Here is a 22,896-nt window from a genome sequence, read left to right on the forward strand (position 1 = left end):
TATGGCCGTCGCAGCCCGCTCCGGCGACAGTGATTTTCACCGTCAGCTTCATGATGCGCTGGGTAATACTGACGCGTTGTTGCAGCGCGAATGCCTGCAACTGACTGCTGACGATATCCGTTGTGAACTGTACCGCTCAGCTTCCGCATCAGATCCTTTGGTTATTTTCTTTCCGGGCTTGTCTGCTTACGTTGAGCTTTATGCCGGAATGTTAGCGTCTCTGGCTGAGGAGGGATTCAATGTAGTGGGTGTTGACCCTCCCGGACATGGATATTCCGGTGGTACTGCAGGGAGTTATCTGCCGGAGGATATACAGCGGATTACATCTCAGCTTCTGGATGTTCTGGAAGATGAGTTCAGCGGACCAAAAGTTGCCTTCGGTCATTCTGTCGGCGGGATGCTGGCGGTGGCAGCGGCAGAGCATGATCCCAGAATTGAGGCTGTAATTTGCCAGACTTTACTGGTAACGGAAGTACCGCCGGACTGGTGGCATTTCTGGGGATGGCAATGGATCCGGGCAAGCTCCCAGTGGTTACCGCAGTGGCAGGTACCGTTAGACAGCGTGTTGGATTTCAGGCAACTGATCAGCGGGCACCCGGCGGAAGACTTGTTACAGCGCGATCCGTTACTGATAATGGCCTATCCATTGAGGACCCTGGCGGGGCTCTTCAGCCACCGGACAGGGGTAATGCGTCAGGCATATCCCTTCAGGTTGCTGGTGATTCAGGGGGATGCCGATACGGTGTTATCGCTCAGTTATGCGCAAAGAGTTGTGGAACAGGCAGTACATCCGATAGAAGTGATAACTGTTTCTGGCCAGGGGCATATGCTTCCTTTGCAATCACCTCTCAAACTGACAGGTATTGTGGGAAAGTGGCTGAGAAAGGCCTTGTAACAACAGGGGGCTTTCCCCAAAGTACAATCCTTTAGTTTATTTAAGTTGAATCATGTAGTTAGCCGGGAGTTGATGTGGCTAGATTGTTGTCAGTATGTTGCTTGTTATTAAGCTTGCTGAGCATTACGTGGGTAAATGCGGCAAAAATTGATTTGTCTGCTGAGGAACAGGCGTGGCTGGATGCCAGACAGGCTCCTGTGCGTATTGGTCTGGCTGTTGTGCCGCCTTATTTAACAGTTTTGACCGATGATGGTGAAGTTGAAGGCCTTTCAGTAGATTTTCTCCAGGAGATTGAAGCTCAGCTGGAAACGCCGTTTGACTATATTAAGTTTGATTCCTACAGTGCCATGATGTCGGCGATGCGTGCCGGCGAGATTGATGTCATCTTCGGTATTTCCAAGACGGCAGATAGAGAGAAGTATCTGCGTTTTACGCCCAGCTACGCATATTTACCGAATAAAATTTTTACCCGTAAAGAGTTGTTTGATAGCGCCGAAATGGCGGACTTTGCCGGTATGAAGTTTTCCGTACGGGCTGACACTGCACTGGCAGAATACATCCGTAAAAATTATCCCCGGGTAGAGTTGGTAGAAACGGGGGATATTAAAGAGTCGTTTGATTTACTGGTGACCGGCGAGGTGGCCGGTGTTGGGGCGTATCCTTCCGGTGGTTATCAGTACTCGCTGCAGCAGGGCATTAATAATCTCAGTATTGTTGGCGATGTGGGATTTGATTACCGGGTATCCTTTGCCACAGGCATTGATGCGGTAATGCTCCATCAGTTATTAAGTAAGGGACTGGCAGCAATTCCGGCTGCCACAGTCGACCGTTTTAGCCAGGAGTGGCTGAAGCCGGAGGATAGCCTGAGGGTTGATATCGGCAAGGTCAAGGAGGGCGTTGTGTGGTTAGTAATGGTGCTACTGGCTGTTGGTTTGGCAGGGCTGTTTCTGTGGAACCGGAGCCTTAAGAAAGAGGTTAAAAACCGCCAGAAGATAGAGGAAGAAGTACGCTATCTGGCATTCCATGATGACCTTACCGGGGTGCGTAACCGTCAGTATTTCAAGGATATGTTGCAGGATCTGGATGCTGAGGGAGAGAAGGCTCCGGCGTTTTCATTATTGCTGTTCGGACTTGATGCATTCCGGCTTATCAATGACTCACTTGGGCATAAGGTGGGAGACTATATGCTCAAGCGGGTTGCCGAACGTATTCAGAGCCGTCTTGAAGCCGGGTGCGAAGTTGCCCGGATCAGCGGTGATGAGTTTGCGGTGTTTATACCCGGTGATAACAATCAGGTGTCACTGAAGAACCTTGTTGAGATACTGATTGCTGAAGTAAGTAAGCCAATGTCTCACGGTGATCAGAATCTGACGATTGCTTCTTCCGTGGGGATTGCCAGCAACCATGAAGGTGCTCTTGATACGCTGGCCGTGCTTGAGTATGCCGATCTCGCGCTACACCGTGCCAAAGAAGTAAATCCCGGCGGCTATATGTTTTACTGTGCGGAAATGACTGCTCAGATGAACGAGCGGCAGGCACTCGCATCAGCCTTACGTGACGCGCTGGAAAATAAACAGCTTTATCTTGAATATCAGCCACAGCTGGTGATGGACAGCGGTAAAATCTGTGGATTTGAGGCGCTTGTTCGCTGGAACCATCCGGAGAAAGGCCGCATTCCGCCGAATATCTTTGTCGAAATTGCTGAGAAAGAAGGCATGATGATTACTTTAGGTGATCAGGTGCTGAGTATGGCCTGCCGACAGGCAGTACAGTGGCAGCGACAGGGGGTGGAGTTTGAGCGTGTCGCGGTAAACGTTTCTGTTAAGCAGTTTGTTGAGCCTGATTTTGTAGAAAAAGTCCTCCGTACGCTTGAAGAAACAGGCTTGCCTGCCAGTGCACTTGAGCTTGAAATTACAGAGTCTCTCTTCATGGGGGATCTGTCCCAGGCCAAAGAAACAATGTTGGCGCTGAACGGGAAAGGTGTCCAGTTTGCGATTGATGATTTTGGCACTGGCTTTTCCTCCTTGCTGTATCTGAAGAATTTACCGGTTGATAAGCTGAAGCTGGATCAGGGTTTTATCCGTGAAATTACCAACGATAATTCCAGCTTGCAGATTGTTAAGGCTTCATTGCAGATGGGGCATGCTTTACGTATGTCGGTCATCGCTGAGGGCGTAGAGACTGAAGAGGAGCGGGCTTTGCTGATGGAGCTTAACTGCGATCAGGCGCAGGGCTATCTGTATAGCAGACCGTTACCTGAAGCATTTATTTTGCCGGGACTTGAAGCCGAGATTACGCAAAATCTGAGTGCAGAGCTGGTGTCGTAATACCAGCAGAGATAAAGTGATAAATACTCATTCTTTATAATAATCATTATCATTTACATGTAGCCGTTTTACCGTTATGATGGCCTCTGATTTTAAGCATGGAGGTTGTTATGAGTTTCAATACACAAGCGATTGCTTCAGCCCTTAGCTTTCCTGTTGTAACGGCTATTGCGGCAACACTGCTGTTATTAATGCTGGTTTGATATTACAGGCATCTGAAATATTACTTCAGGTGCCTTTTTATTTTCTTCCCGCCACTTTATCTCTGTTCCATACGGCTCTTCTGCCGGTTGAATTTCCCTTCTCACGTTTAGTAATGATTGCTCTCTGAGTTCGGTGTATCTGTTCTGCGCTCGCGTTGTGGCTTTTTCAGGCGAAAAAAAACCGGGTGCGTGCACCCGGTAAAAATACTTATGACAAGAGCCTATTGCTAACGGTAATAACCTGCCAGAGTGATTACCGTTGCAGGTAAGTGGCTGAGAAAGTGCCTGGCCAAATCAGGCACTTTCTCTCAGTAAATTCCCGGTGAGGTGAGAGGTATTACTGATTACTTACGAGCAGGATCAATATTACATTAATGATAATGATTATCAACTCTTTTTGATATTTATTATCATTTATTTATAGGGGTATTGAGCTGAATCGTTATTGAGAAACTACAGGCGAAAAAAAACCGGATGCATGCATCCGGTTAAAAATACTTATGACAAGAGCCTGTAGCTAACGGTTTGCACCTGCCAGGGTGTAACCGTGTCGCCGGTAAATGTGTGGTTGAGAAAGTGCCTGGCCAAATCAGGCACCTTCCCGCAGCAAATTCCCGGTGAGGTGAGAGGTTTTGCTGATCACTTACGAGCGGGATCTATATTATCTTAATGATAATTATTATCAACTGTTTTTGAGATTAATTGTCATTTATTTTTCGCTATCTTCTGCTTCGCTGATTTCAAATGACAAATCCAGCAATTCATGCAGCTCTTCGTTGGGTATTGGCCGGCTGAAGAAGTATCCCTGTACCAGATCACAGCGGTGCTCACGCAGGAACTCCAGCTGTTCGGCATCTTCCACGCCTTCGGCTACTACCGTGAGGCCCATGCCTTTTGCCATGGCCAGGATTGCCTGTACCAGCGTCCGGTCGTCGGTGTCTTCGGTAATATCAGCAATAAAGGAACGGTCAATTTTCAGTTTGGTGACCGGGAATTTCTTCAGGTAACTCAGTGATGAGTAGCCGGTGCCGAAGTCATCAATGGAGATCCCAACTCCCAGTTTACGGATCGCCTGTAAGGTATCCATAACGGCGGTGTCGTCAGACAACAGGACGCTTTCGGTAATTTCCAGGTCCAGGCGTTCCGGTGGCAGTCCGCTGATTTCCAGCGCGTACTTAACGGTCTGGATGATATCGCTCCGGTATAGTTGCTGGCTTGAAATATTGACCGCAACACTTGGCTGAATGCCTTCGTTCTCAGGCCAGTTGGCCGCATCCTTACAGGCCTGGAAGAGAATCTGAGAGCCCAGTGGGACGATCAGCTGGGTTTCTTCTGCCAGCGGAATAAAGTGGTCTGGCGGTATCAGTCCTTTTTCCGGATGTATCCAGCGTACCAGGGCTTCGGTGCTTAACTGAATGCCGCTGAACGGGTCATAGATCGGCTGGTAATACAGAACAAACTGCTGGGTGTTCAGTGCGCTGCGCAGTTCTATTTCCAGGTCATGGCGCAGGCGAGCCTCAGTATCCATGTCCTGAGTAAAGAAGCGATAGGTGTTATCCTGGCGCTTGGCAATGGACATGGCCGTGTCAGCGTTTTTCATCAGTGTATTGATGTCTGTGCCGTCACTGGAGTGCAGAGTGATACCGATGCTGGCTGCAACGTAGGCTTTTTTATCCTCCAGCATGTAAGGACGGGTAATGCTGTCGAGTATTTTCTCTACGATGTCCTGCACTTTGTCCGGATTTCTTAGGTCTGAGAGGATGATGCTGAATTCATCACCGCCAAGCCGGCCAACGGTATCGTTACTTTTAACCGCTGCCCGCAGGCGCTGAGCGGCTTCGATCAGCAGCATATCGCCGTAGTTGTGTCCCAGGCTGTCATTGACCCGCTTAAAGCGTCCGAGGCCAATAAAGAGCAGTGCTACATCTGTGTTATTTTCTTCTGCGTCCAGAGTGGCCTGGCGTAAACGCTGGGCAAATAGGTTACGGTTAGGTAATCCTGTAAGGGCGTCAAAGTTAGCCTGATAAAGAATCTTTTCGTCAGCTTCTTTGCGGGTAGTAATATCCTGGAAGAGCACCACATAAAAATCATTGCTGTCGTGGGTGTTTTTAGCGCGGTTAATGGATACCCATTCAGGATAGCTTTCACCATTTTTACGCTGACTCCATACTTCACCTTCCCAGCGACCGACCCCGGACATTGCATGATGAATGGCTTTATCCTGATCGCTGCGGTGCTGTTCAGGTGCTTTAAGGAGCGGAGAGGCCATGCCTTTCGCTTCTGAAGCGCTGAAGCCGGTGATATGACTGAATGCCGGATTGACGGTCTGAATCCGGAAATCTGAATCAAGTACCATAATGCCTTCACTGGTGGTGTTAAACACCGCGTCGGAAAGCAACAGTTTATGTTCTGCGGTTTTACGGGCAGTAATGTCAGTGGCTACCTGCATTCTTACCAGATGTCCGTCCAGCCACTGAATCGCCTGGTCACGGCATTCGTACCAGCAGCCGGTATCGCTGACGTACTGTTCCCAGACGTGGATGCCGTTTGGTGTGCCGTCCGCTTCCAGCAGGCTCTTACGGCAGGCAAAAGGCGCGTCAACAGTGGTCTGCAGTGGGTTACCCTGGCACTGGCCTATGACGTCTCCCAATACGTCCATGCCGTACTGGTTAATAAAGATGATGCTCTGGGTGTCCAGGTCGGCAACAAAGACGATTGAGTCAATGTTGTCCATCAGGGCGCTGAGGCAGTCACGGGTTTTGATCAGGGTCTGTTCGAGAATAATGCGCTGGCGTATATCAATGTCGATACGGAACAGCTCCGGTTCCCCGACAACGTTGTATTGCAGCATCTGGCTGGAGAAAACCGGAATAGGTTCACCATTTTTATGGTGCAGGCGCTGTTCTCCGGAAGGCAGTGATTCACCTTTTTCCTGCAAGGCGATTAACTGGCCAAGCAGGGGATCTGACTCCCGGGACTGCAGCAGCAGATCTTCAAACTGTTGGCCGATAGCTTCGTTTGCCGAATAGCCATAAAGCTCTTCACTGGCCGAGTTCCAGAAAATGACTTTACGTTGCGAGTCATATCCCTGAACAGCAATGCCGTCGGTGGATTCAAACAGCTGGCGGAAACGTTGCTCGTTGATTCGCAGCTTGTTTTCTGCCTGTTTTAAGTTCGACATGATTTCCACCAGTGACCGGGTGAACTGGTGGAGTTCGGTCAATGATGAGTGTGGAATCAGGGTGTCGGCTTTCCCTTCAGAAAGGGATTTGGCCATATCAGAAATGGTTTGCAGTGGCAGTACGATACGGCGGGTCAGCCAGAATGCAAAAATGATACTCAGGCAGATAAAGAACAGACCGGTCGCCAGGGAAATAAAGGTACTTTCCATTTGCGCCTGTTGCAGTTCCTGCTTGGGGGCAAAGTAGTAAAGATTGCTGAAGCTGGGTAAGCGCAGCAGGATGCCTTCCTGACGGTTGAGCTGAACGTGGGTTAGCTGGTCTGTCGGTGTATTGTGATACGCATCATAGCTGCGAACAGGGGCCGCGTGTTCCTGTTGAGTCAGTACCGCCGGTTCACCTGAGTCGAGGAAGAAGTCGTCTTCTTTACCGGAGATCAGTACCTCTGTGCCGGGGGCCGCCATAAACTGACGGGTGTTGATGCTCTCATCAGAAAACGTATAGATGGCAACGCCTTTGCCAAGCATTTCCCCTTTACGTTTGATGGGCTGTACATATCCAATCAAAAACTTTCCGGCATCTCCACGGATGGCCTGACCTTCGCCGGCTTCGCCGTTGATCAGTGCCTGAGCAAAGCCGGTCAGTGCAGGATCAGTGGCGGCGGCAATGTTCTTTGACTTGCTGCTCCACAGGAAGAAGTCCGTATTTTCAGGGTAGCCCTGATACGCGCTGAGCCGCTCTTCCAGCTGGGTATCGACTTCAAGCATAAGGGTTACCCGGATAGAGTTATCCAGGCTGATTTCTTTCAACTGGTGAGTGACCTGGTTCAGTTTATTGCTCAGGCCAAGGCTGACGTTATGGCTTTCTGTGGAAATCTTGCTTTGAAATTCCTGCAGCAGTTTGCCGTCATAATTGTAATGTAAGAGCAGGGCGGTCAGGAGCGTGGATGCGGTGCTCAGCCCTGCGATGGTCAGCAAGATTATTTTTTTCAGGCTGTATTGTTTGGATCGATAGCCCATCGATTCACCTTGATTGTAATTATTCTGTATAGACAATATCTGCTGCCAGCAAGATGTCCTGCGGAATTTCTATACCAAGATTCCGGGCCCGGGGCAGATTAAAGACCAGCGCATAACGTCTGGCGTCGTCAATTGGGATATTGCCGGGCTCTTCGCCCTGCAGGATAGCGGCGGCTTTTAAACCTGCCTGGTATCCCATCGCATGAAAGTCGACACCGGCACCGCCAAATAAACCTAACTGTACAAATGAGAAGTTAAGCGGAATTGATGGCTTACGGCTGTGTTTTGCTGTCCATTGCAAAATTTCGTTACCGGTGTAGGTTTTTCCCTGGCGGTCGATTAATCGCAGGGCAACAGGGTAAAGGGAGTTTATATCTGAGGCGTTAGCTTCAGTAATGAACTGCTGATATTCCTCCCAGCTGTCGGTAATCCGGTATTCAAATTCTATATCCAGCGGGTTTTGCTGAAGTTCTTCACGGATTTGCCGGATCAGTGCTTTGCCGGTGGGTGAATTATCTGAGAGAACCAGCATTTTACGCAGTTCAGTATTAATGTTGCGCTGTACCTGAACGGCGGTCACAAAGTGAATTTTTTCATAAACCCCGGTAACGTTGGCGCCAGGCTGCTTTCGACTTTGCAGCCATCGGGTCTGGGTATCAGGGCCCGGCAGGTTGTTCAGTCCGGAGAACACGACAGGAAGTGTCGGGTCTTCAAGTGCATCAACCACTGAATAAAAGGCGTTATCGTCCAGCGTGACTAAAACGTCGGGCTGAAACTCACTGATTCTTTGCAATGCAATTTCAGCCTGGGCGGCAATGCTTTCTGGCGTGGTATTTGTGCGCTTGGTATCCATAGCGTAGGCTTCTATCGTCAGCCGTTTGCCGCTGAATCCTGAATTGTTAAGCGCTTCTGTTACGCCGGCACTTTGCGGTTGTCCGCAAACGTGGTCCAGTTCGTAGCTGTGCAGAATAAATACTTTATAAGTATCTTTTACTGCCGTCTGATTTGCCTGTGCCGCTGTGATATTTAATGACAGTAGGACAAAAGTAAAAGCCAGTGTTATCAACTGATATGCCCGAAGAGGCGCACGGTACAGTTTGAACATCGAAATACCCCTCCTGAGCGGTAATGATTTATCTTTCGGGGCAGCTTCCCCGAATAGCTTGGATAATAAGACCTAAAGCAATCTGATAGTGCAAGTATCTTTGTATTGAATTTGGGATGTTTCCCCTTATTTATTAGTAACCTTCGGCGGTTTTGGCAGGGTTATCGGATGGTGGTTGTGTCTGGTTTTTGCGACGAAAATAATGTCTGCCAGTGATAGCTGTCTGAAAAATAGCCAAAAGAATCCGGTAAAGCAGGGGACAGGGCTAAAAAGTTAATTTTTCAGATATTTTTTGCCGTAGTGCTTGACCTGATGCCGCAGGATCAATAGTATACGCACCGTCTTTTAACGAAGGCCGCAGCGTCCCATTCGTCTAGTGGTCTAGGACACCGCCCTTTCACGGCGGTAACAGGGGTTCGAACCCCCTATGGGACGCCATTTTTCAGACTGCCTGTTTCTTCAGGTACGTTCTGGCAGGACGCGGAATTAGCTCAGTTGGTAGAGCGGAACCTTGCCAAGGTTCAGGTCGTCGGTTCGAGCCCGATATTCCGCTCCAATTCCTGCCTTTCTCATCTTCTTATTTTTCATCCTGTTTCGTTTGTTTTTTCGCTGATGAAGTTCCTCGGTGGATTTTTCCGTGCCTGTAATTTCTGTGGCAAATGGCTATCGGTGAAAGGCTTAAAAAAACTTTTATAAAAACTTAATTTGTTGCTTGACGGACCCCGGATGACTCATTAATATACGCGCCTCCTCTGGTGAGGAAGTTACTTAGGTCTGCGAATAACTTAAGTATCTGTTGCGTCCCATTCGTCTAGTGGTCTAGGACACCGCCCTTTCACGGCGGTAACAGGGGTTCGAACCCCCTATGGGACGCCACTTTCACCGGTTTGGCGGAATTAGCTCAGTTGGTAGAGCGGAACCTTGCCAAGGTTCAGGTCGTCGGTTCGAGCCCGATATTCCGCTCCAATTTACAGTGTGACTGTAAAATGCGTCCCATTCGTCTAGTGGCCTAGGACACCGCCCTTTCACGGCGGTAACAGGGGTTCGAACCCCCTATGGGACGCCACTTCTTTTCTTCAGAATTTCTTTATTTCTCAACGGTTTTTAACAAGTATTTCTCTGTCTGAGAGTGTTTTGTGTTTCCGTTTTGGGATATCCCTGCGCCGTAAATCGTATTCTTACTGTTAAGCCTTACTTATACTCAGAGCATGCCCACTGAACAGGTAATGCAATGTTAGCGGTGATACGGAAATCAGCACTGTTTATTATGCTGCTCTTCAGCCCCCTGAACTTACAGGCGGGTGCGGTTATTGTCAGCCCTGATGTTGATACGGCGACTATCAACCGGCAATTACTGCTATCTGTTTTCTCTATGCGTCTCAATTACTGGCAGGATGGAATGCCGGTCGAGGTGTATGTCTTTGCGGATGATGATCCGGCTCATCTTAGTTTTACCAAGCGTTATCTGAGAGTCTTTCCTTACCAATTGCGTGCAGCCTGGGACCGGGCGGTTTTTACCGGCTCGGGGGATGCTCCGCATCAGGTGGATTCTGCTGAAGAAATGCTACAGAAAATATCTGCGGGTAAGGGGGCGATTGGCTATATCGACCGGGATCTGAAAGGAACGGAAAACGTGAGGGTCGTGTATGAATACTAGAGCTTATGCGCTGCTGTTAAGCAGTCTTTTATTTCTGTCTCCAGGGATATCGGCTCAGGAGTTGAGTGTAAACGGCTTTATAACTCAGGGTTTCTTTTATACCGACAGTAATAATATCTACGGAAAAAGCTCGGACGGCAGTTTCGACTTCCGGGAAGTTGCGGTGAATGCCCGTTACAGGGTGCTGCCTCAGTTGCATGTTGCCGGGCAGGTGATGTCACGCCGTGCCGGTGAGGTGGATGACGGAACACCGCAAATCGATTATGCGTTAATGGATTACCGGATAGCTGAAAATGCGTCTTCACAGTATGGAGTACGGGCAGGGCGGCTGAAGATTCCTTTTGGTTTTTATAATGAAACCCGGGATGTGGCTTTTACCCGGCCTTCTATTATGCTCCCTCAGTCGCTGTATTTTGATCAGGCCAGAGATCTTGAACTGTCGATTGACGGATTTGGGGTGTATGGAGGAACCGATCTGGGTAGCGGCAGGCTGGATCTGGATTTCGTCTATGGTATGCCCCGTAAAGATGAAAATGTTGAGTATGCCTATCTGACGTTTGATGCCAGCGGTCATTTCGAGGACTCTGAGGGAATGATGCTGAGGGGGATTTACAGTACTGAAGGTAACCGCTTCAGAACAGGGCTGACGCTGGCTGAATTCAAACTGGGTTATCAGCCGAAGAGCGGTAACAGTTTTCCTGCTGACCTTAAAGAGTTCAGCGAGGGGGATCTTAAAGTCGATGTGGCGGTGCTGTCAGGCCAGTACAATACCGAGCAATGGAGTTTTACGTCGGAATATATGTGGCATAAAGTTGACTGGCGTGAAATGGGGGGCGTGTTTACCCAGCGCCCGGAGACCGAATTTGAGTCTTACTATTTGCAGGCCCAGTACCGTTTTGCCCCTGGCTGGGATTTTATTGCCCGCTATGATGTGCTGTATCTGGATAAGTCGGACCGGAACGGCGCAGAAAACAGTGTTGTGTTTCGTAAAGCGCCCTATAACTTCTTTGCCAAAGATATCACCCTGGGGATTGGCTGGCAGCCGGATCCGGCCTGGTTGATCCGGGCTGAATATCATTATGTTGATGGAACCGGCTGGTTACCGGAACAGGATAATACGGATAATTCGGATACGGTGCGGTACTGGAATATCTTCGCGTTGCAAGTAACTTACCGGTTTTAAACACAGGGCTGAGGAATGATGGAAGCGACCCGGTTTATCAGTTTAAAGTGGCGAATATTTTTTATTCTGGTGCTGGTGCTGATCGGTGTGCAGGGAGCCTATGCGTTATTTTCCATGTATCAGCTGGAACAGCAGTTTGACCGGCAGCGGGAATATGTTAACCGAATTGAAACTGGCCGGCTTAATGGTTCGCTGGAAGTGTCTTATGAGGGGTTGCTGGAAACCGCAGAACTGATTTCTATCGACGCCCGCAGCATGGTGACCGGACAGGAGGATGCGCTGGCCGGTTTCCGGGAATCGGTTGCCAGACGCTTTAATGCTCTGCAACTCAGCGGCGCTGTCAGCGCGATTTATCTGTATGACCAGGAGGCACAGCTGAGTGGTTTTTGGGGGGATAAAATATCTGTTCCCGGCTCAGAAATTCAGCAGGTTATTGAAACAGAGCGACCTGTGCGGAAGTTAATCTGCACCTCTGAATGTGTTCGCTATGTGTTACTGCCTCTTTTGCTGGATAACCATCGTGTGGGCGTCATGATGGTTGGCAGTTTTCTTTACGATGTTATTTACAGTGTCAGACAGCAGACTTTACTGGATATCGGTTTGGCGCTGCAGGCTCCGGAGCAGCTCGGAGAATTACATAACTGGGGCCTGCTGATCAGCTCCCTGACCAACCGGCAGAGAAATCAGCCAATTCTAGAATTACTGAACAACCGTGAAGCTTTCAGTGTCGATGGGGGCGTTTACCGGATTCATTATCAGGACAGTGATTATGAAGTATTGCTGGAGCCCGTACAGGGGGTGGATGTTGGTACGGCATACTGGGTAGTGCTGGATGATATATCCATGGATATCAGCACCATCGAAACAACCTTGTTTAATTATTTGCTGACGGGGCTGTTTGGCATTGTGATTGCCAGTTTTCTGATGGCGATGACGTTGAGGCGCCCGCTGGCATTTCTGGTTTCTCTGGCTGAGCAGTTACCGTTGCTGAGTAAAAGTGAGTATTCGAAGATGCGTACCGAGCTGCTGAAGTTCAATTCAGCAGGCCGGCGGTTTGGTTATGACGAACGGGACATTGTGCTTCAGAGTACGCTTGATCTGACCGGGCAGCTGGAGCGGTTGGAAGGGGTTGTTACCCAGCGAACCGAAAGCCTGGAAAAGAGCCGTTTTGAATTACGTAAAGAGCGGGATTTTCTGGTCAGTTTGCTGGAAAGTGCGCCAATGGTGATCCTGACGCAGAACCCCCGGGGCGAGATATTCACGCTGAATCACTTTGGTATGCAGTTAGTGGGGTATAAGTCTGGTGAACCTGTCCGGCTTAACTTTTTTGATTTGCTGCTCAGGCAGGACGAGAAGCAGGATTTCACCACCCAGTCCGAGCGCCTGATGTCAGGTCTTGAAACGCAGGTGCGCACAGACAGTGTGTTGGTGGATGCCGCCGGCAATCAGCATGATATTTCCTGGTTACATGCAAAGCTGAGGCGGGAGCAGGGCACCCCTATGCTGTTGTCTATTGGCATGGATATCAGTGACCGTAAAAGGGCTGAACGTCGTTTGCACTGGCTGGCTAATCATGATCCCCTGACTGAAAAACCCAATCGCCAGTTCTTCATGAGTTGCCTGAATAACGAGATTGAGAAAGCCCGTATGGCAGGGGCGAATGTGGCGGTTTTATTTATAGATTTAGACCGTTTTAAAGAAGTGAATGATTCCCTTGGGCATGCAGTGGGGGATCAGTTATTGCAAATTGCTACCCGGCGGATAAATGACTGTATCCGGAAAACGGATTTGCTGGCGCGCCTGGGCGGGGATGAGTTTACCGTATTGCTCAGCAGTGCTGCTGATATGAAGGGGGTGAAGCGGGTTGCCGATAAAATCCTGGAGGCTTTTCAGCGACCGTTTCAGGTTGAACAGTTTGAGGTGGTTATAACCGCCAGTATTGGTATCAGTGCGTATCCGGATCACGGGGATGATGGCGCAAGCCTCATTAAGCATGCGGATGTTGCGATGTTTCAGGCCAAGGATGCCGGCAGAAACGGGTATTTTGTTTATGACATCGAGAAAGATAATCAGCGTTTTGAGCGTTTTTCGCTGGGGGCTGACTTACGTAAGGCTATCCAGAATGATCAGTTAGTGCTGCATTATCAGCCTCAGGTTGACTCACGGACTGGCCAGGTGGTGGGGATAGAGGCGCTGGTGCGCTGGCAGCATCCGGAAGAGGGCTTGCTTGGCCCGAACCGTTTTATTCCGGTGGCAGAAGAGCTTGATCTGATTATTCCATTGGGTGAGTGGGTGTTGCATGAGGCCTGCCGCCAGATGAGCCGGTGGCTGGCGCAGGGCTTCCCCAATATGCGTGTGGCGGTTAACTTGGCGGGGCAGCAGGTTGCCCATGATCAATTGATTCCCTGTATTGAGTCGGCACTTAAACAGGCGCAGCTGAATCCTGAATATCTGGCGCTGGAAGTGACCGAAAGTTTTATTATCCGTCAGCCAGAAGTGTCTATCGGCAAGCTGACATATTTGCGTGATCTGGGGATATCTCTGGCCATGGATGATTTTGGCACCGGGTATTCGTCACTGAGCTATCTGAAACGTCTGCCAGTAGAAAAGTTAAAAATTGATCGCAGTTTCATCAAGGATATCGGCATTGATAAGAGTGATGAGTCAATCATCATGGCAACCGTTGCGATGTGTCAGTCGCTGGAGCTTGGAATCATTGCTGAAGGCGTGGAAACCCCGCAACAACTGGAATTTATGACGGCGCTGGGGTGCTATTGTGTGCAGGGATATTATTACAGCAAACCCCTGCCTGCTGATGAATTATATGATTTTGTCTGCGAAAGGAATCAGGTATCTGAACCGACAGATACCTGATGAGCAGTGCTGCAGAATCAGTGCAGTTGTTCTTCCTGACGGGTAAATTCAGCAATTTCGTCATCGGTCAGAAAATGCAGGCACGAACCGCCCAGCCGCCATAAAAGTTCCCGGGGGATTACGTGGGTCAGGTTGGGATGCATGATGAAAAAGTTGGCAATCGTTTCCTGCGCCAGGTAGACATAATCTTCATTGGCCTCGATCGCATCATAGATATTTTCGAAACGGTGCTGCATAGCGATGATGGCATCTTCACTGCCGGTTGCCTGCAGGCCTTTCTCCAGAGTGTTTTGAACGGCGCGGAATGCTTCGGCTATTTCTTCACGTGGTGTCATGGGAATCCCGGTGTTTATATGTGCTGTTATGCAGCGGATGGACGCGGATAGAAGTGGCGGCAAATTTAACAGCTTCATTATGATCTAACAAGAGTATAGCCTTCGCTGGCGCAGTGCTTGAAAAAAGCGGGGGGTATCCCCATTAATGATGTTCTTGCCTGCGCAGACGTTGCGCTTCAGACCGTTAACAGGAAATCCCATGACCAGTGCATTAACCATTCAGAATCTTCGTAAAGTTTATGGCAATGGCTTTGAAGCTTTAAAAGGGATTTCATTCGAGGTCCAGCAGGGGGATTTCTTCGCATTGCTCGGGCCTAACGGTGCCGGTAAGTCCACGACTCTGGGTATCGTTTCTTCTCTGGTAAACAAAACCTCGGGACAGGTATCCGTATTCGGGCATGATCTGGATACCGATGCCGCCGCTGCGAAACGTGAGCTGGGGGTGGTGCCGCAGGAATTTAACTTCAATATGTTTGAGAAGGTGAAAGATATTGTCACCACTCAGGCAGGGTACTATGGCATCGCTGCAAAAGAAGCGTCTGAGCGGGCAGAGCATTATCTGGAAAAACTAGGATTGTGGGAAAAGCGTAACGACATTTCCCGGATGTTATCAGGTGGTATGAAACGGCGTCTGATGATAGCCCGTGCATTGGTACACGAACCCCGGCTGCTGATTCTGGATGAGCCCACGGCCGGAGTAGACATTGAGCTGCGCCGGTCAATGTGGGAGTTTCTGGAGGAAATTAACGCAGAAGGCACCAGCATTATCCTTACCACACACTATCTGGAAGAAGCGGAACAGCTGTGCCGCAATATTGCCATTATTGATCATGGCGAGATTATCCAGAATACCACCATGCCCGCCTTACTGGCGCAGCTGAATACGGAATCCTTTGTGCTGGATGTCGCACCTGCTTTGCAGAATGCACCCCGTCTGGATGGCTATGAAGTGACACTGGATTCTGATCAACGCTTGCTGGTAGAAGTTGAAAAGAATAAAGGTATGAATCCTATCTTCAGCCAGTTGGCGGAGCAGGGCATTGAAGTCACCAGTATGCGTAATAAGAGCAACCGTCTTGAAGAGTTGTTTGTTTCGTTAGTGGATAAGAATCTTAAATAAATACTGTTTTTGTCAGCGGACAATATACGACGAGAAACCAGATGAGCAATAAAGAACTTTGGGTTGCATTCATGACCATTGTCAGTCGCGAGATTCGCCGTTTTACGCGAATCTGGGGACAGACGCTGCTGCCACCTGCCATCACCATGACACTCTATTTCATCATTTTCGGGAATCTGATTGGCTCACGAATCGGTGAAATGGGCGGCTTTGATTACATGGAATATATCGTGCCCGGGCTGATTATGATGTCAGTCATCACCAACTCTTACAGTAATGTTGTGTCTTCGTTTTACAGCACCAAGTTCCAGCGTCATATCGAAGAGCTGCTGGTGTCTCCGGTGCCAAACTGGGTCATTCTGAGCGGTTATGTGGTCGGAGGTTCCGCGCGGGGGCTGGGTGTCGGCTTTATTGTTACCTGTCTGTCGCTGTTTTTTACCGACCTGCAAATCCATAACCTGTGGGTAATGGTGACGGTTGTATTACTGACAGCGATTCTGTTTTCGCTGGGGGGCTTTATTAATGCTGTGTTTGCCAACAGCTTTGATGATGTCTCGATTATTCCAACGTTCGTGCTGACCCCGCTGACGTATCTGGGGGGCGTGTTTTATTCCATCAGCCTGTTGCCAGAGTTCTGGCAGGGGGTTTCCCAGCTGAACCCGATTTTGTATATGGTGAATACCTTCAGATTTGGCATTCTCGGGGTGAGTGATATTGATATCGTTTTCGCCTTCAGCATGATAATTGTTTTTATTCTGGTATTGTTTGCCTATTCGTTACATTTGCTGAGCTCCGGGCGGGGTATACGCCACTGAGCCGGCCGGTAGAGATAAGATGAAAGAGATAGAAGAAAGTTTACATCATGCCCCGCTGGGGGCTGATACACAGTACGTGAATCAGTATGACCCTGGTCTGCTGTATCCGATTCAGCGGGACCTGAACTGGCAGGCCCGTGGCGTAGAGCAAAGCAGCCTGCCTTTTACCGGCGTGGATATCTGGAATGCCTATGAAGTCTCCTGGCTGAACCTGAAAGGTAAGCCGGTGGTCCGTCTGGCTGAATTCCGTATCCCTGCTGATTCCAGCCATATTATTGAATCCAAATCCTTCAAGTTGTACCTGAACTCTTTCAACCTGACGGCTTTTGCAACTGAAGCAGAAGTGCAGCAGCGGATGCAGGCAGACCTTTCTGCGGCGGCAGGCGCCGAGGTTCAGGTGGCTTTACTGGCGCTGGACGGTGCCGGTCAGGTCACTCAGTTCAGCGGTGAATGCATTGATGAACTGGACGTAGAAATTACCGATTATGAGCCGAATGCAGACTGTCTCGGATTACGCGAAGGTGCCGCAGATGAAGTGACGGAAAGTTTGTATAGCCACTTGCTGAAATCGAACTGCCCGGTAACCGGCCAGCCAGACTGGGCCAGTATTGTGATTGAATACCGTGGTGCTCCTGTAAACCGTGAAGGCTTACTTAAGTATCTGGTATCGTACCGCGAGCATGGTGATTTCCATGAACAGTGTGTTGAATCGATTTTTATGGATATCTGGCAGCAGTGTAAGCCGCAGGCGCTGACGGTTTATGCCCGGTATCTGCGCCGGGGCGGTCTGGATATCAATCCGTATCGCAGCAGCGAGGCCGTCGTGCCGGAAAATCTTCGTTTAAGCCGCCAGTAATTACTGTTATCTCCGGGGCGGTAATCTGTCCCGGTAATATTTTAAGGACCCTCTATGGATGCGTTAACCAATTTGCAGCAGCGTTTTTCCCAGCCTTTGCTACAGGAACCCGGTCCAGATGCTGAACAACTGGACAATATGTTTGCGGCAGCCATGCGTGCCCCTGATCATGCGGCATTGCGACCTTGGCGTTTTCTGGTCATTGATGGTGATGCCCGGGGTGAACTGGGAGAGTTGTATGCCCGTGCTGCACTGCAGGCTAACCCGGATGTGACAGAGGATGTTTTAACCCGTAACCGCAAAATGACTTTCCGTGCGCCAACGATCATTGTGGCAATTGCCGTGGTGACAGAGCATCCGAAAGTGCCCGCTAGTGAACAGCTGATAGCGGCAGGCTGCGCTGTGCAGAATATGTTATTGGCAGCCAATGCGCAGGGAGTAGGCGCCATGTGGCGTACCGGTGGTGTTGCGTACGATCCGGTTGTCAAAGAAGGTCTGGGGCTGGCAGCTCATGAAGAGATCATCGGGTTTGTCTATATGGGGACCCCCAGCAAGCAGCGTACAGCGCCGCTGTTAGACAGCAGTGATTATGTCAGCCGCTGGCCGGCTTAGGTAATCAGTGATGACCGGGCATAATCAGCAAGCTCACTTGGAGACCGATCCGGAAAAATTTCTGCCCTGGCTGCAGTCGCAGATTCCGTTACTCAACCATATGGGTATGAAGCCGCTGCATTTTAAGGATGATACCCTGGTAATGGCGGCGGAACTGGCACCTAACGTGAACGATAAAGGCACCGGTTTTGGTGGTTCTCTGGCCACACTGGCAACCCTGTGTGGCTGGGCGCTGGTGACGCTGGGATTACGGCGTGAAGGGCTGGATTGCGATGTTATGATTCGTGACAGTCAGCTGAAGTATCTGGCACCGGTGACCGGTGATTTTGCTGCACAGGCAGCGTTTCCTGAAACAGAATGGCCGGGCTTTGTTAGCTATCTGCAGGAAAATGGCCGCAGCAGGGTAACTCTGAATGTTGTTATTACCCAGCAGGGTGAAAGCCCTGCATTAACACTGACAGGTACCTATTTCGCCAGGATCCGCTAAGACCTCGCTGAGGTTGTTCCACTTCAGCAGATATAAAAAAGCCTGCATATATGCAGGCTTTTTTGATGCTCTGACGAACGGTTCAGTTATGAACGTTCCGCATTGTTAATGGTGATTCGCTTCACCGGTACATTCTGGTAGCGGCCGCTGTTACCGGTACGTGTATTACCGATTTTCTCAACCACATCCATGCCTTCGATTACCTGACCAAACACAGCATAGCCAGGTTTGCCCGGAGTGCCGTTCAGGAAGTGATTGTCCTTCAGGTTGATGAAGAACTGAGAGGTGGCACTGTCTGCAATCTGAGTGCGGGCCATCGAAATGCTGCCTTTCTTGTTAATCAGGCCGTTGGCTGATTCATTGACGATCGGAGGCAGGGTTTCTTTCCGTGTCATTTTGCTGGTGAAGCCGCCACCCTGAATCATGAAGTCACCGATGACCCGGTGAAATATCGTACCCGGATAAAAACCGTTATCAACATAGGTCAGGAAGTTCTTCACAGTATGTGGGGCTTTCTCCGGAAAGAGCTCCAGTTTGATGACGCCCTCGGAGGTTGTCAGGGTAACTACCGGGTTGTCTGCTGCAAAGGCATTGCTGCAGAGAAGCATCATGGCGATCAGCACACCGCTGATCCGGGTCATCAGGTGTTTCATCGGGTTTCCTTATTTAAAGACTTGTTTCAAAAGTTCTGTGGTACGCGCAGCCGGGTTCTCACGGATCTTCTTTTCTTCGGCGGCGAGCATGTTAAACAGTCCGTCCAGGGCGCTGCTGGTCACGTGATCTTCCAGGTTGTAGCCTTTGGCAACATCCCCCACCAACGGGACTTTATTAGCTTCCTGGCTTAGCTGGCTGTAATACCGGGTAGCGCCTACCTGATCCATAGAGTCTTTGATGGTGGGCTTAAACAGTTCGGTCAGGCGGGCAGATGTTTTATTGCGAAAGTATTCTGTCGCAGCGTTGTCCGGGCCGTTAAGAATCTTTTCGGCATCTTCGATGCTCATGTCCTTAATGGTGGACACAATAATTTCAGTGGCCTGCGGGGCTGCTTTTTCTGCTGCGCGGTTCATGCTCAGTTCGAACTGATCTACCTGATCACCCAGACCGAATTTGCGCATCAGGCTGCTGGCTTTTTCCAGTGGTTCCGGCAGCGGAATACGGGCCAGTGCGTTAGACATATAACCGTCGGTCTGGCTCAGGGATTCTACTGCCCGGCGGGTGCCGACATCCAGGGCATCTTTTAAGCCGGCAACCAGAGTGTTGTAGTCCAGACCTGCTGCTTTATTGCCGGAGCCTGATGATTGAGTAGTCTCTTTAAGAATGTCTTTACCGGCGCTTTCCACTTCTTTGAGAAGGTCGCCAAAGCCTGCATGTGCCGGCAGTGCGAGTAATGTTGCCAGCGTGGTACTGAGAATCAGGTTAGAAGTTTTCATAGTGATGTCCGTTTACAGAATAGCGAGGCTGCTGAGACCTATGACGCCAAGCAACACCGGAGAGGTGACAATGGCGGCAATGGTGAGCAGCAGTGCCAGAAAATTATAGCCAAGGCCTGCCCGGCTGCCGTTAATAATCGCCAGTAAAAAGCCGGGAAGCATGAACAGGAAAGCAAGGGGGACAAATATAATGCCCCAGAAGAATATTCCGGCCAGTGCCATTGCACAGCTGCAGATTCCTGCTCCTGTACCGGCGGAAGATGTCTGTGTTGTCATGCGGATCCGGCTTTTTGCAGCGTTTAACTATCATCGCCTCTACAAGCTGAACCGGGTGTTTATGATCCCGGCTCGGTGACGACATCAGTGTTGGTTATTCCAGTTTATACAGTCTTCCAGTGTGACACCCTGGCCGCCAAAAATATCCAGTGCGCTGCCAATGGTCAGGTCAACTTTTCCGCCAGACAGGGTGTTAACCAGTTTCAGGTCTTCAAGGCTGCGGGCACCGCCTGCGTAGGTGACAGGAATGGTACAGGCCTGACCGAGCAGGGTTACCAGATCTTCGTCAATGCCACCCTGTAGTCCTTCAACATCCGCTGCGTGAATCAGAAATTCAGCACAATGCTCACTTAAGGAAGCCAGTGTTTCAGCGTTAACCTGCGTATCTGTAATAGTTTGCCAGCGGTCGGTGGCAATATTCCAGCCTGATGCGGTGCGGCGACAGCTCAGGTCAAGAATCAGCCGTTCAGCGCCGGTTATCTGTTTGATCTTTTCCAGCCGCTGCCAGCTGAACTGACCGTCTTCGAACAGGTAAGAGGTAACGATGACATGGGAGGCGCCAGCTGCCAGGAATTCAGCAGCATTATCAGCATTGACGCCACCACCAAACTGCAGTCCGTCAGGCCATTGTGACAGTGCGCTGAGTGCCTGTTCTTTATTGCCCGGGCCCAGTGCAATGACATGACCTCCCGTCAGGTTATGCTGACGGTACAGGTTGGCGTAGTGAGCGGCATCATGCTGGCTGACAAAGTTTGTGTCAGCGCCCTGATCGTTCAGGCTGCCACCGACAATCTGTTTTACCTGACCCTGATGGAGGTCTATACAGGGGCGAAATTTGGTCACAAAAATACCTATTTAATCAATTGGATAAGCGAGTGCTTCAGATGGCGGCATAGTATCACACGGGTGTCAGTACCGCTGCTTATCAGAAATTATATGTAATGGATAACGATCCGTAACTGTGGCTGCTTGGCTGACCTTTAAACTCTTTGGTGCGGAAAATCTGTGCATAGGCTATTTTCCAGCGGCCGCTTAACACAGCAACACCGGCTGCAAGATCACCCACCAGATTTTCTTTGTCGACGGAGTGGCTATTACTGAAAGTGTTACCGTCGAGGAATATATCCCGGGCGACCAGCCGTGCATCCGCTGAGAAAAATGTATGGACGCTGGTGGTGGTTCCCAGTTTATACCGGCCCGGTGCACTGTTGTCGCCGCCGGGGCGCAGGGTGGATGTGCCAAAGTCGTTTGGCAGGTTCCAGCCAATGCGTAGTTCTGCACCGGCATTCAGATAGGTTGCCACGTTGCCGAGGCTGAAGCCGCTGTGATAAATAACGTCGTAATTCAGGCCTTCAACTGCCTGGTAGTCGTTCTGCCGGTATTTGGTTTCATACACAAACTGAACGCCGGGTTCATTATCCAGCTGGTTATCCCAGCCTTTGAATTTTTCAAAGCCGCGCAGATCGTGAATAAAATCCTGCGCTTCCTGCCCCAGTGCCGCCGGGCCTATAACACCGATATTCAGCTGGGTTGAGTCCATCCAGCGATCATTGTTCTGGTTATAACCGAGCCCCAGATACAGCCATCCTGCGTAAGGGCGGTCATCCGGGTCAACGGTGGTTCTGTCGATATCACTGGGCGTGAATATCTGTTGGCCAAAGGTCACCACCAGATTGCGGTGTGTTTCCTCTGGATCAATATTCGGGTTGTGCCAGCTAAGCAGAGGATTAATGAGGTTGTTATAGCTCCGGATCCACTCTGGCAGCTCCGGATCGTTCAAAAAGCTGGTGAGATCGCCGGTGACGTAAGAAGCCCGTATCCCGTTGGTATAGTTCTGATCGGTTTCAGCAAACAGATCATTCTCGAAGTAGAGGTTAAGGGTGCCGTCTTCTGCCCACTCGGGTGCGAGAGGCTGGGAATCATCAGGGGCTGGTTCTGCTGCCTGTACTGTTGCGCTGATCATTCCGGCGCACAGTAACAGGCAACTAAGGTTTGAGCTCAGCGGAAAAAGGTGTCGCGCGGGGCTTTTTTTGTCATTAATTTCCATACTACAACTGTCAGGCCTGCAAGGGCTATCAGAGAAAGATGAGCGTAGCTTAACACGCCAAGCTGCCATTCCTGTACCTGACAAACAGATGCATTCTGATATGCGGCGAGAATGCCTTCCAGGTTGTTGATTTTCAGTACATCAACGACCGGTTGGGTGCACTGTTCAGCTGCGGTACGTGATTCTTGTGCCAGATTACGGATACTGGCGGTTGCTGCGAGTGTTATCAGCAGCAGGTTGAAAATTGAGAATAACCGTTGCAACCAGGCCATGCTGTTAAATATGAAACCCAGAAAGAACAGCCCTGCCATGGCGACCAACGTCAGCCGGGTGACAGTGCACAGGGCACATTCTGCCAGGTTAATCAGCGGGCTTATGTAGATATTGATCGCCGCCAGCAGGCACGCGCATATTACAAATCCCAGCAGGTTATTCGATCGATAAGAGGGGCGTCCCGTTACTCCAAAGGTGCTCAC

19 protein-coding genes and 5 tRNA genes are annotated in these 22,896 nt (G+C 50.0%); 15 read left to right on the top strand and 9 right to left on the bottom strand.

Annotated features, from left to right (window positions below; translation table 11 throughout):
* Position 1 precedes the first annotated feature (1 nt).
* A complete protein-coding gene (locus JYB63_RS10685) occupies positions 2 to 895 on the top strand; it encodes an alpha/beta hydrolase (protein WP_205657863.1) in 894 nt (297 codons plus the stop codon).
* Positions 896 to 1,047: 152 nt separating this feature from the next.
* Positions 1,048 to 3,222: an EAL domain-containing protein gene (locus JYB63_RS10690; protein WP_205657864.1), complete on the top strand. Its 2,175-nt coding sequence runs from the start codon at positions 1,048 to 1,050 to the stop codon at positions 3,220 to 3,222.
* Positions 3,223 to 4,134: 912 nt separating this feature from the next.
* Here the strand turns inward: JYB63_RS10690 and JYB63_RS10695 are convergent.
* Together JYB63_RS10695 and JYB63_RS10700 are read right to left on the bottom strand one after the other, a co-directional pair.
* Complete coding sequence (locus JYB63_RS10695; protein ID WP_205657865.1) at positions 4,135 to 7,623, bottom strand: bifunctional diguanylate cyclase/phosphodiesterase; 3,489 nt, start codon at positions 7,621 to 7,623, stop codon at positions 4,135 to 4,137.
* Positions 7,624 to 7,642: 19 nt separating this feature from the next.
* Positions 7,643 to 8,728, bottom strand: coding sequence for an ABC transporter substrate-binding protein (locus JYB63_RS10700; protein WP_205657866.1), 1,086 nt, complete (start codon positions 8,726 to 8,728; stop codon positions 7,643 to 7,645).
* Between the two features lie 362 nt (positions 8,729 to 9,090).
* On the opposite strand from JYB63_RS10700, the gene JYB63_RS10705 reads away from it, so the two are divergent.
* From JYB63_RS10705 to JYB63_RS10740, 8 genes are all read left to right on the top strand, one after another.
* Positions 9,091 to 9,166: transfer RNA gene (locus tag JYB63_RS10705), tRNA-Glu, on the top strand.
* Positions 9,167 to 9,208: 42 nt separating this feature from the next.
* Positions 9,209 to 9,284 (top strand) — tRNA-Gly (locus JYB63_RS10710).
* A gap of 244 nt (positions 9,285 to 9,528) precedes the next feature.
* Positions 9,529 to 9,604, top strand: a tRNA-Glu gene (locus tag JYB63_RS10715).
* A gap of 14 nt (positions 9,605 to 9,618) precedes the next feature.
* Positions 9,619 to 9,694 (top strand) — tRNA-Gly (locus tag JYB63_RS10720).
* Positions 9,695 to 9,718: 24 nt separating this feature from the next.
* Positions 9,719 to 9,794: transfer RNA gene (locus tag JYB63_RS10725), tRNA-Glu, on the top strand.
* Between the two features lie 165 nt (positions 9,795 to 9,959).
* Complete coding sequence (locus JYB63_RS10730; RefSeq protein ID WP_243431931.1) at positions 9,960 to 10,385, top strand: hypothetical protein; 426 nt, start codon at positions 9,960 to 9,962, stop codon at positions 10,383 to 10,385.
* A complete protein-coding gene (locus tag JYB63_RS10735) occupies positions 10,375 to 11,568 on the top strand; it encodes a TonB-dependent receptor (RefSeq protein ID WP_205657867.1) in 1,194 nt (397 codons plus the stop codon). The genes JYB63_RS10730 and JYB63_RS10735 overlap by 11 nt, the downstream gene beginning before the upstream one ends.
* 15 nt (positions 11,569 to 11,583) lie before the next feature.
* Entirely contained in the window at positions 11,584 to 14,442 is a 2,859-nt protein-coding gene (locus JYB63_RS10740) for a bifunctional diguanylate cyclase/phosphodiesterase (RefSeq protein WP_205657868.1), read from the top strand.
* A 17-nt stretch (positions 14,443 to 14,459) separates the two neighbouring features.
* Here JYB63_RS10740 and JYB63_RS10745 read toward each other — a convergent pair whose 3' ends face one another.
* A complete protein-coding gene (locus JYB63_RS10745) occupies positions 14,460 to 14,777 on the bottom strand; it encodes a PA2817 family protein (protein WP_205657869.1) in 318 nt (105 codons plus the stop codon).
* Positions 14,778 to 14,976: 199 nt separating this feature from the next.
* Here JYB63_RS10745 and JYB63_RS10750 point away from each other — a divergent pair, with 199 nt between their 5' ends.
* The 5 genes from JYB63_RS10750 to JYB63_RS10770 are packed head-to-tail and all read left to right on the top strand — an operon-like array spanning position 14,977 to position 18,667.
* Positions 14,977 to 15,897 (top strand): ABC transporter ATP-binding protein, encoded by a 921-nt coding sequence (locus JYB63_RS10750; RefSeq protein ID WP_205657870.1) that lies wholly within the window; start codon positions 14,977 to 14,979, stop codon positions 15,895 to 15,897.
* Positions 15,898 to 15,938: 41 nt separating this feature from the next.
* Positions 15,939 to 16,712: an ABC transporter permease gene (locus JYB63_RS10755; protein ID WP_205657871.1), complete on the top strand. Its 774-nt coding sequence runs from the start codon at positions 15,939 to 15,941 to the stop codon at positions 16,710 to 16,712.
* A gap of 19 nt (positions 16,713 to 16,731) precedes the next feature.
* Positions 16,732 to 17,568, top strand: a complete 837-nt coding sequence (gene queF / locus JYB63_RS10760; RefSeq protein ID WP_205657872.1) for an NADPH-dependent 7-cyano-7-deazaguanine reductase QueF — start codon at positions 16,732 to 16,734, stop codon at positions 17,566 to 17,568.
* 54 nt (positions 17,569 to 17,622) lie between these two features.
* The gene (locus tag JYB63_RS10765) at positions 17,623 to 18,180 is read left to right on the top strand and encodes a nitroreductase family protein (protein WP_205657873.1); all 558 of its coding nucleotides are present in this window, start codon (positions 17,623 to 17,625) and stop codon (positions 18,178 to 18,180) included.
* Positions 18,181 to 18,190: 10 nt separating this feature from the next.
* Positions 18,191 to 18,667, top strand: coding sequence for a YiiD C-terminal domain-containing protein (locus JYB63_RS10770; RefSeq protein ID WP_205657874.1), 477 nt, complete (start codon positions 18,191 to 18,193; stop codon positions 18,665 to 18,667).
* Positions 18,668 to 18,753: 86 nt separating this feature from the next.
* Here the strand turns inward: JYB63_RS10770 and JYB63_RS10775 are convergent, their stop codons facing one another.
* The 6 genes from JYB63_RS10775 to JYB63_RS10800 all read right to left on the bottom strand — a co-directional run bounded on the left by JYB63_RS10775 (position 18,754) and on the right by JYB63_RS10800 (position 22,896).
* Complete coding sequence (locus JYB63_RS10775; protein ID WP_205657875.1) at positions 18,754 to 19,320, bottom strand: peptidylprolyl isomerase; 567 nt, start codon at positions 19,318 to 19,320, stop codon at positions 18,754 to 18,756.
* 9 nt (positions 19,321 to 19,329) lie between these two features.
* On the bottom strand, positions 19,330 to 20,097 hold the full coding sequence (locus tag JYB63_RS10780; protein WP_205657876.1) for a DUF4197 domain-containing protein: 768 nt from the start codon (positions 20,095 to 20,097) through the stop codon (positions 19,330 to 19,332).
* A gap of 12 nt (positions 20,098 to 20,109) precedes the next feature.
* A complete protein-coding gene (locus JYB63_RS10785) occupies positions 20,110 to 20,373 on the bottom strand; it encodes a hypothetical protein (RefSeq protein ID WP_205657877.1) in 264 nt (87 codons plus the stop codon).
* Between the two features lie 84 nt (positions 20,374 to 20,457).
* Complete coding sequence (hisA, locus tag JYB63_RS10790; RefSeq protein WP_205657878.1) at positions 20,458 to 21,216, bottom strand: phosphoribosylformimino-5-aminoimidazole carboxamide ribotide isomerase; 759 nt, start codon at positions 21,214 to 21,216, stop codon at positions 20,458 to 20,460.
* An 82-nt stretch (positions 21,217 to 21,298) separates the two neighbouring features.
* Positions 21,299 to 22,336 (bottom strand): lipid A deacylase LpxR family protein, encoded by a 1,038-nt coding sequence (locus tag JYB63_RS10795; RefSeq protein WP_205657879.1) that lies wholly within the window; start codon positions 22,334 to 22,336, stop codon positions 21,299 to 21,301.
* A gap of 35 nt (positions 22,337 to 22,371) precedes the next feature.
* Complete coding sequence (locus JYB63_RS10800; RefSeq protein WP_205657880.1) at positions 22,372 to 22,896, bottom strand: disulfide bond formation protein B; 525 nt, start codon at positions 22,894 to 22,896, stop codon at positions 22,372 to 22,374.

The organism is Aliamphritea spongicola, from assembly GCF_017051665.1.
GTDB lineage: Bacteria > Pseudomonadota > Gammaproteobacteria > Pseudomonadales > Balneatricaceae > Amphritea > Amphritea spongicola.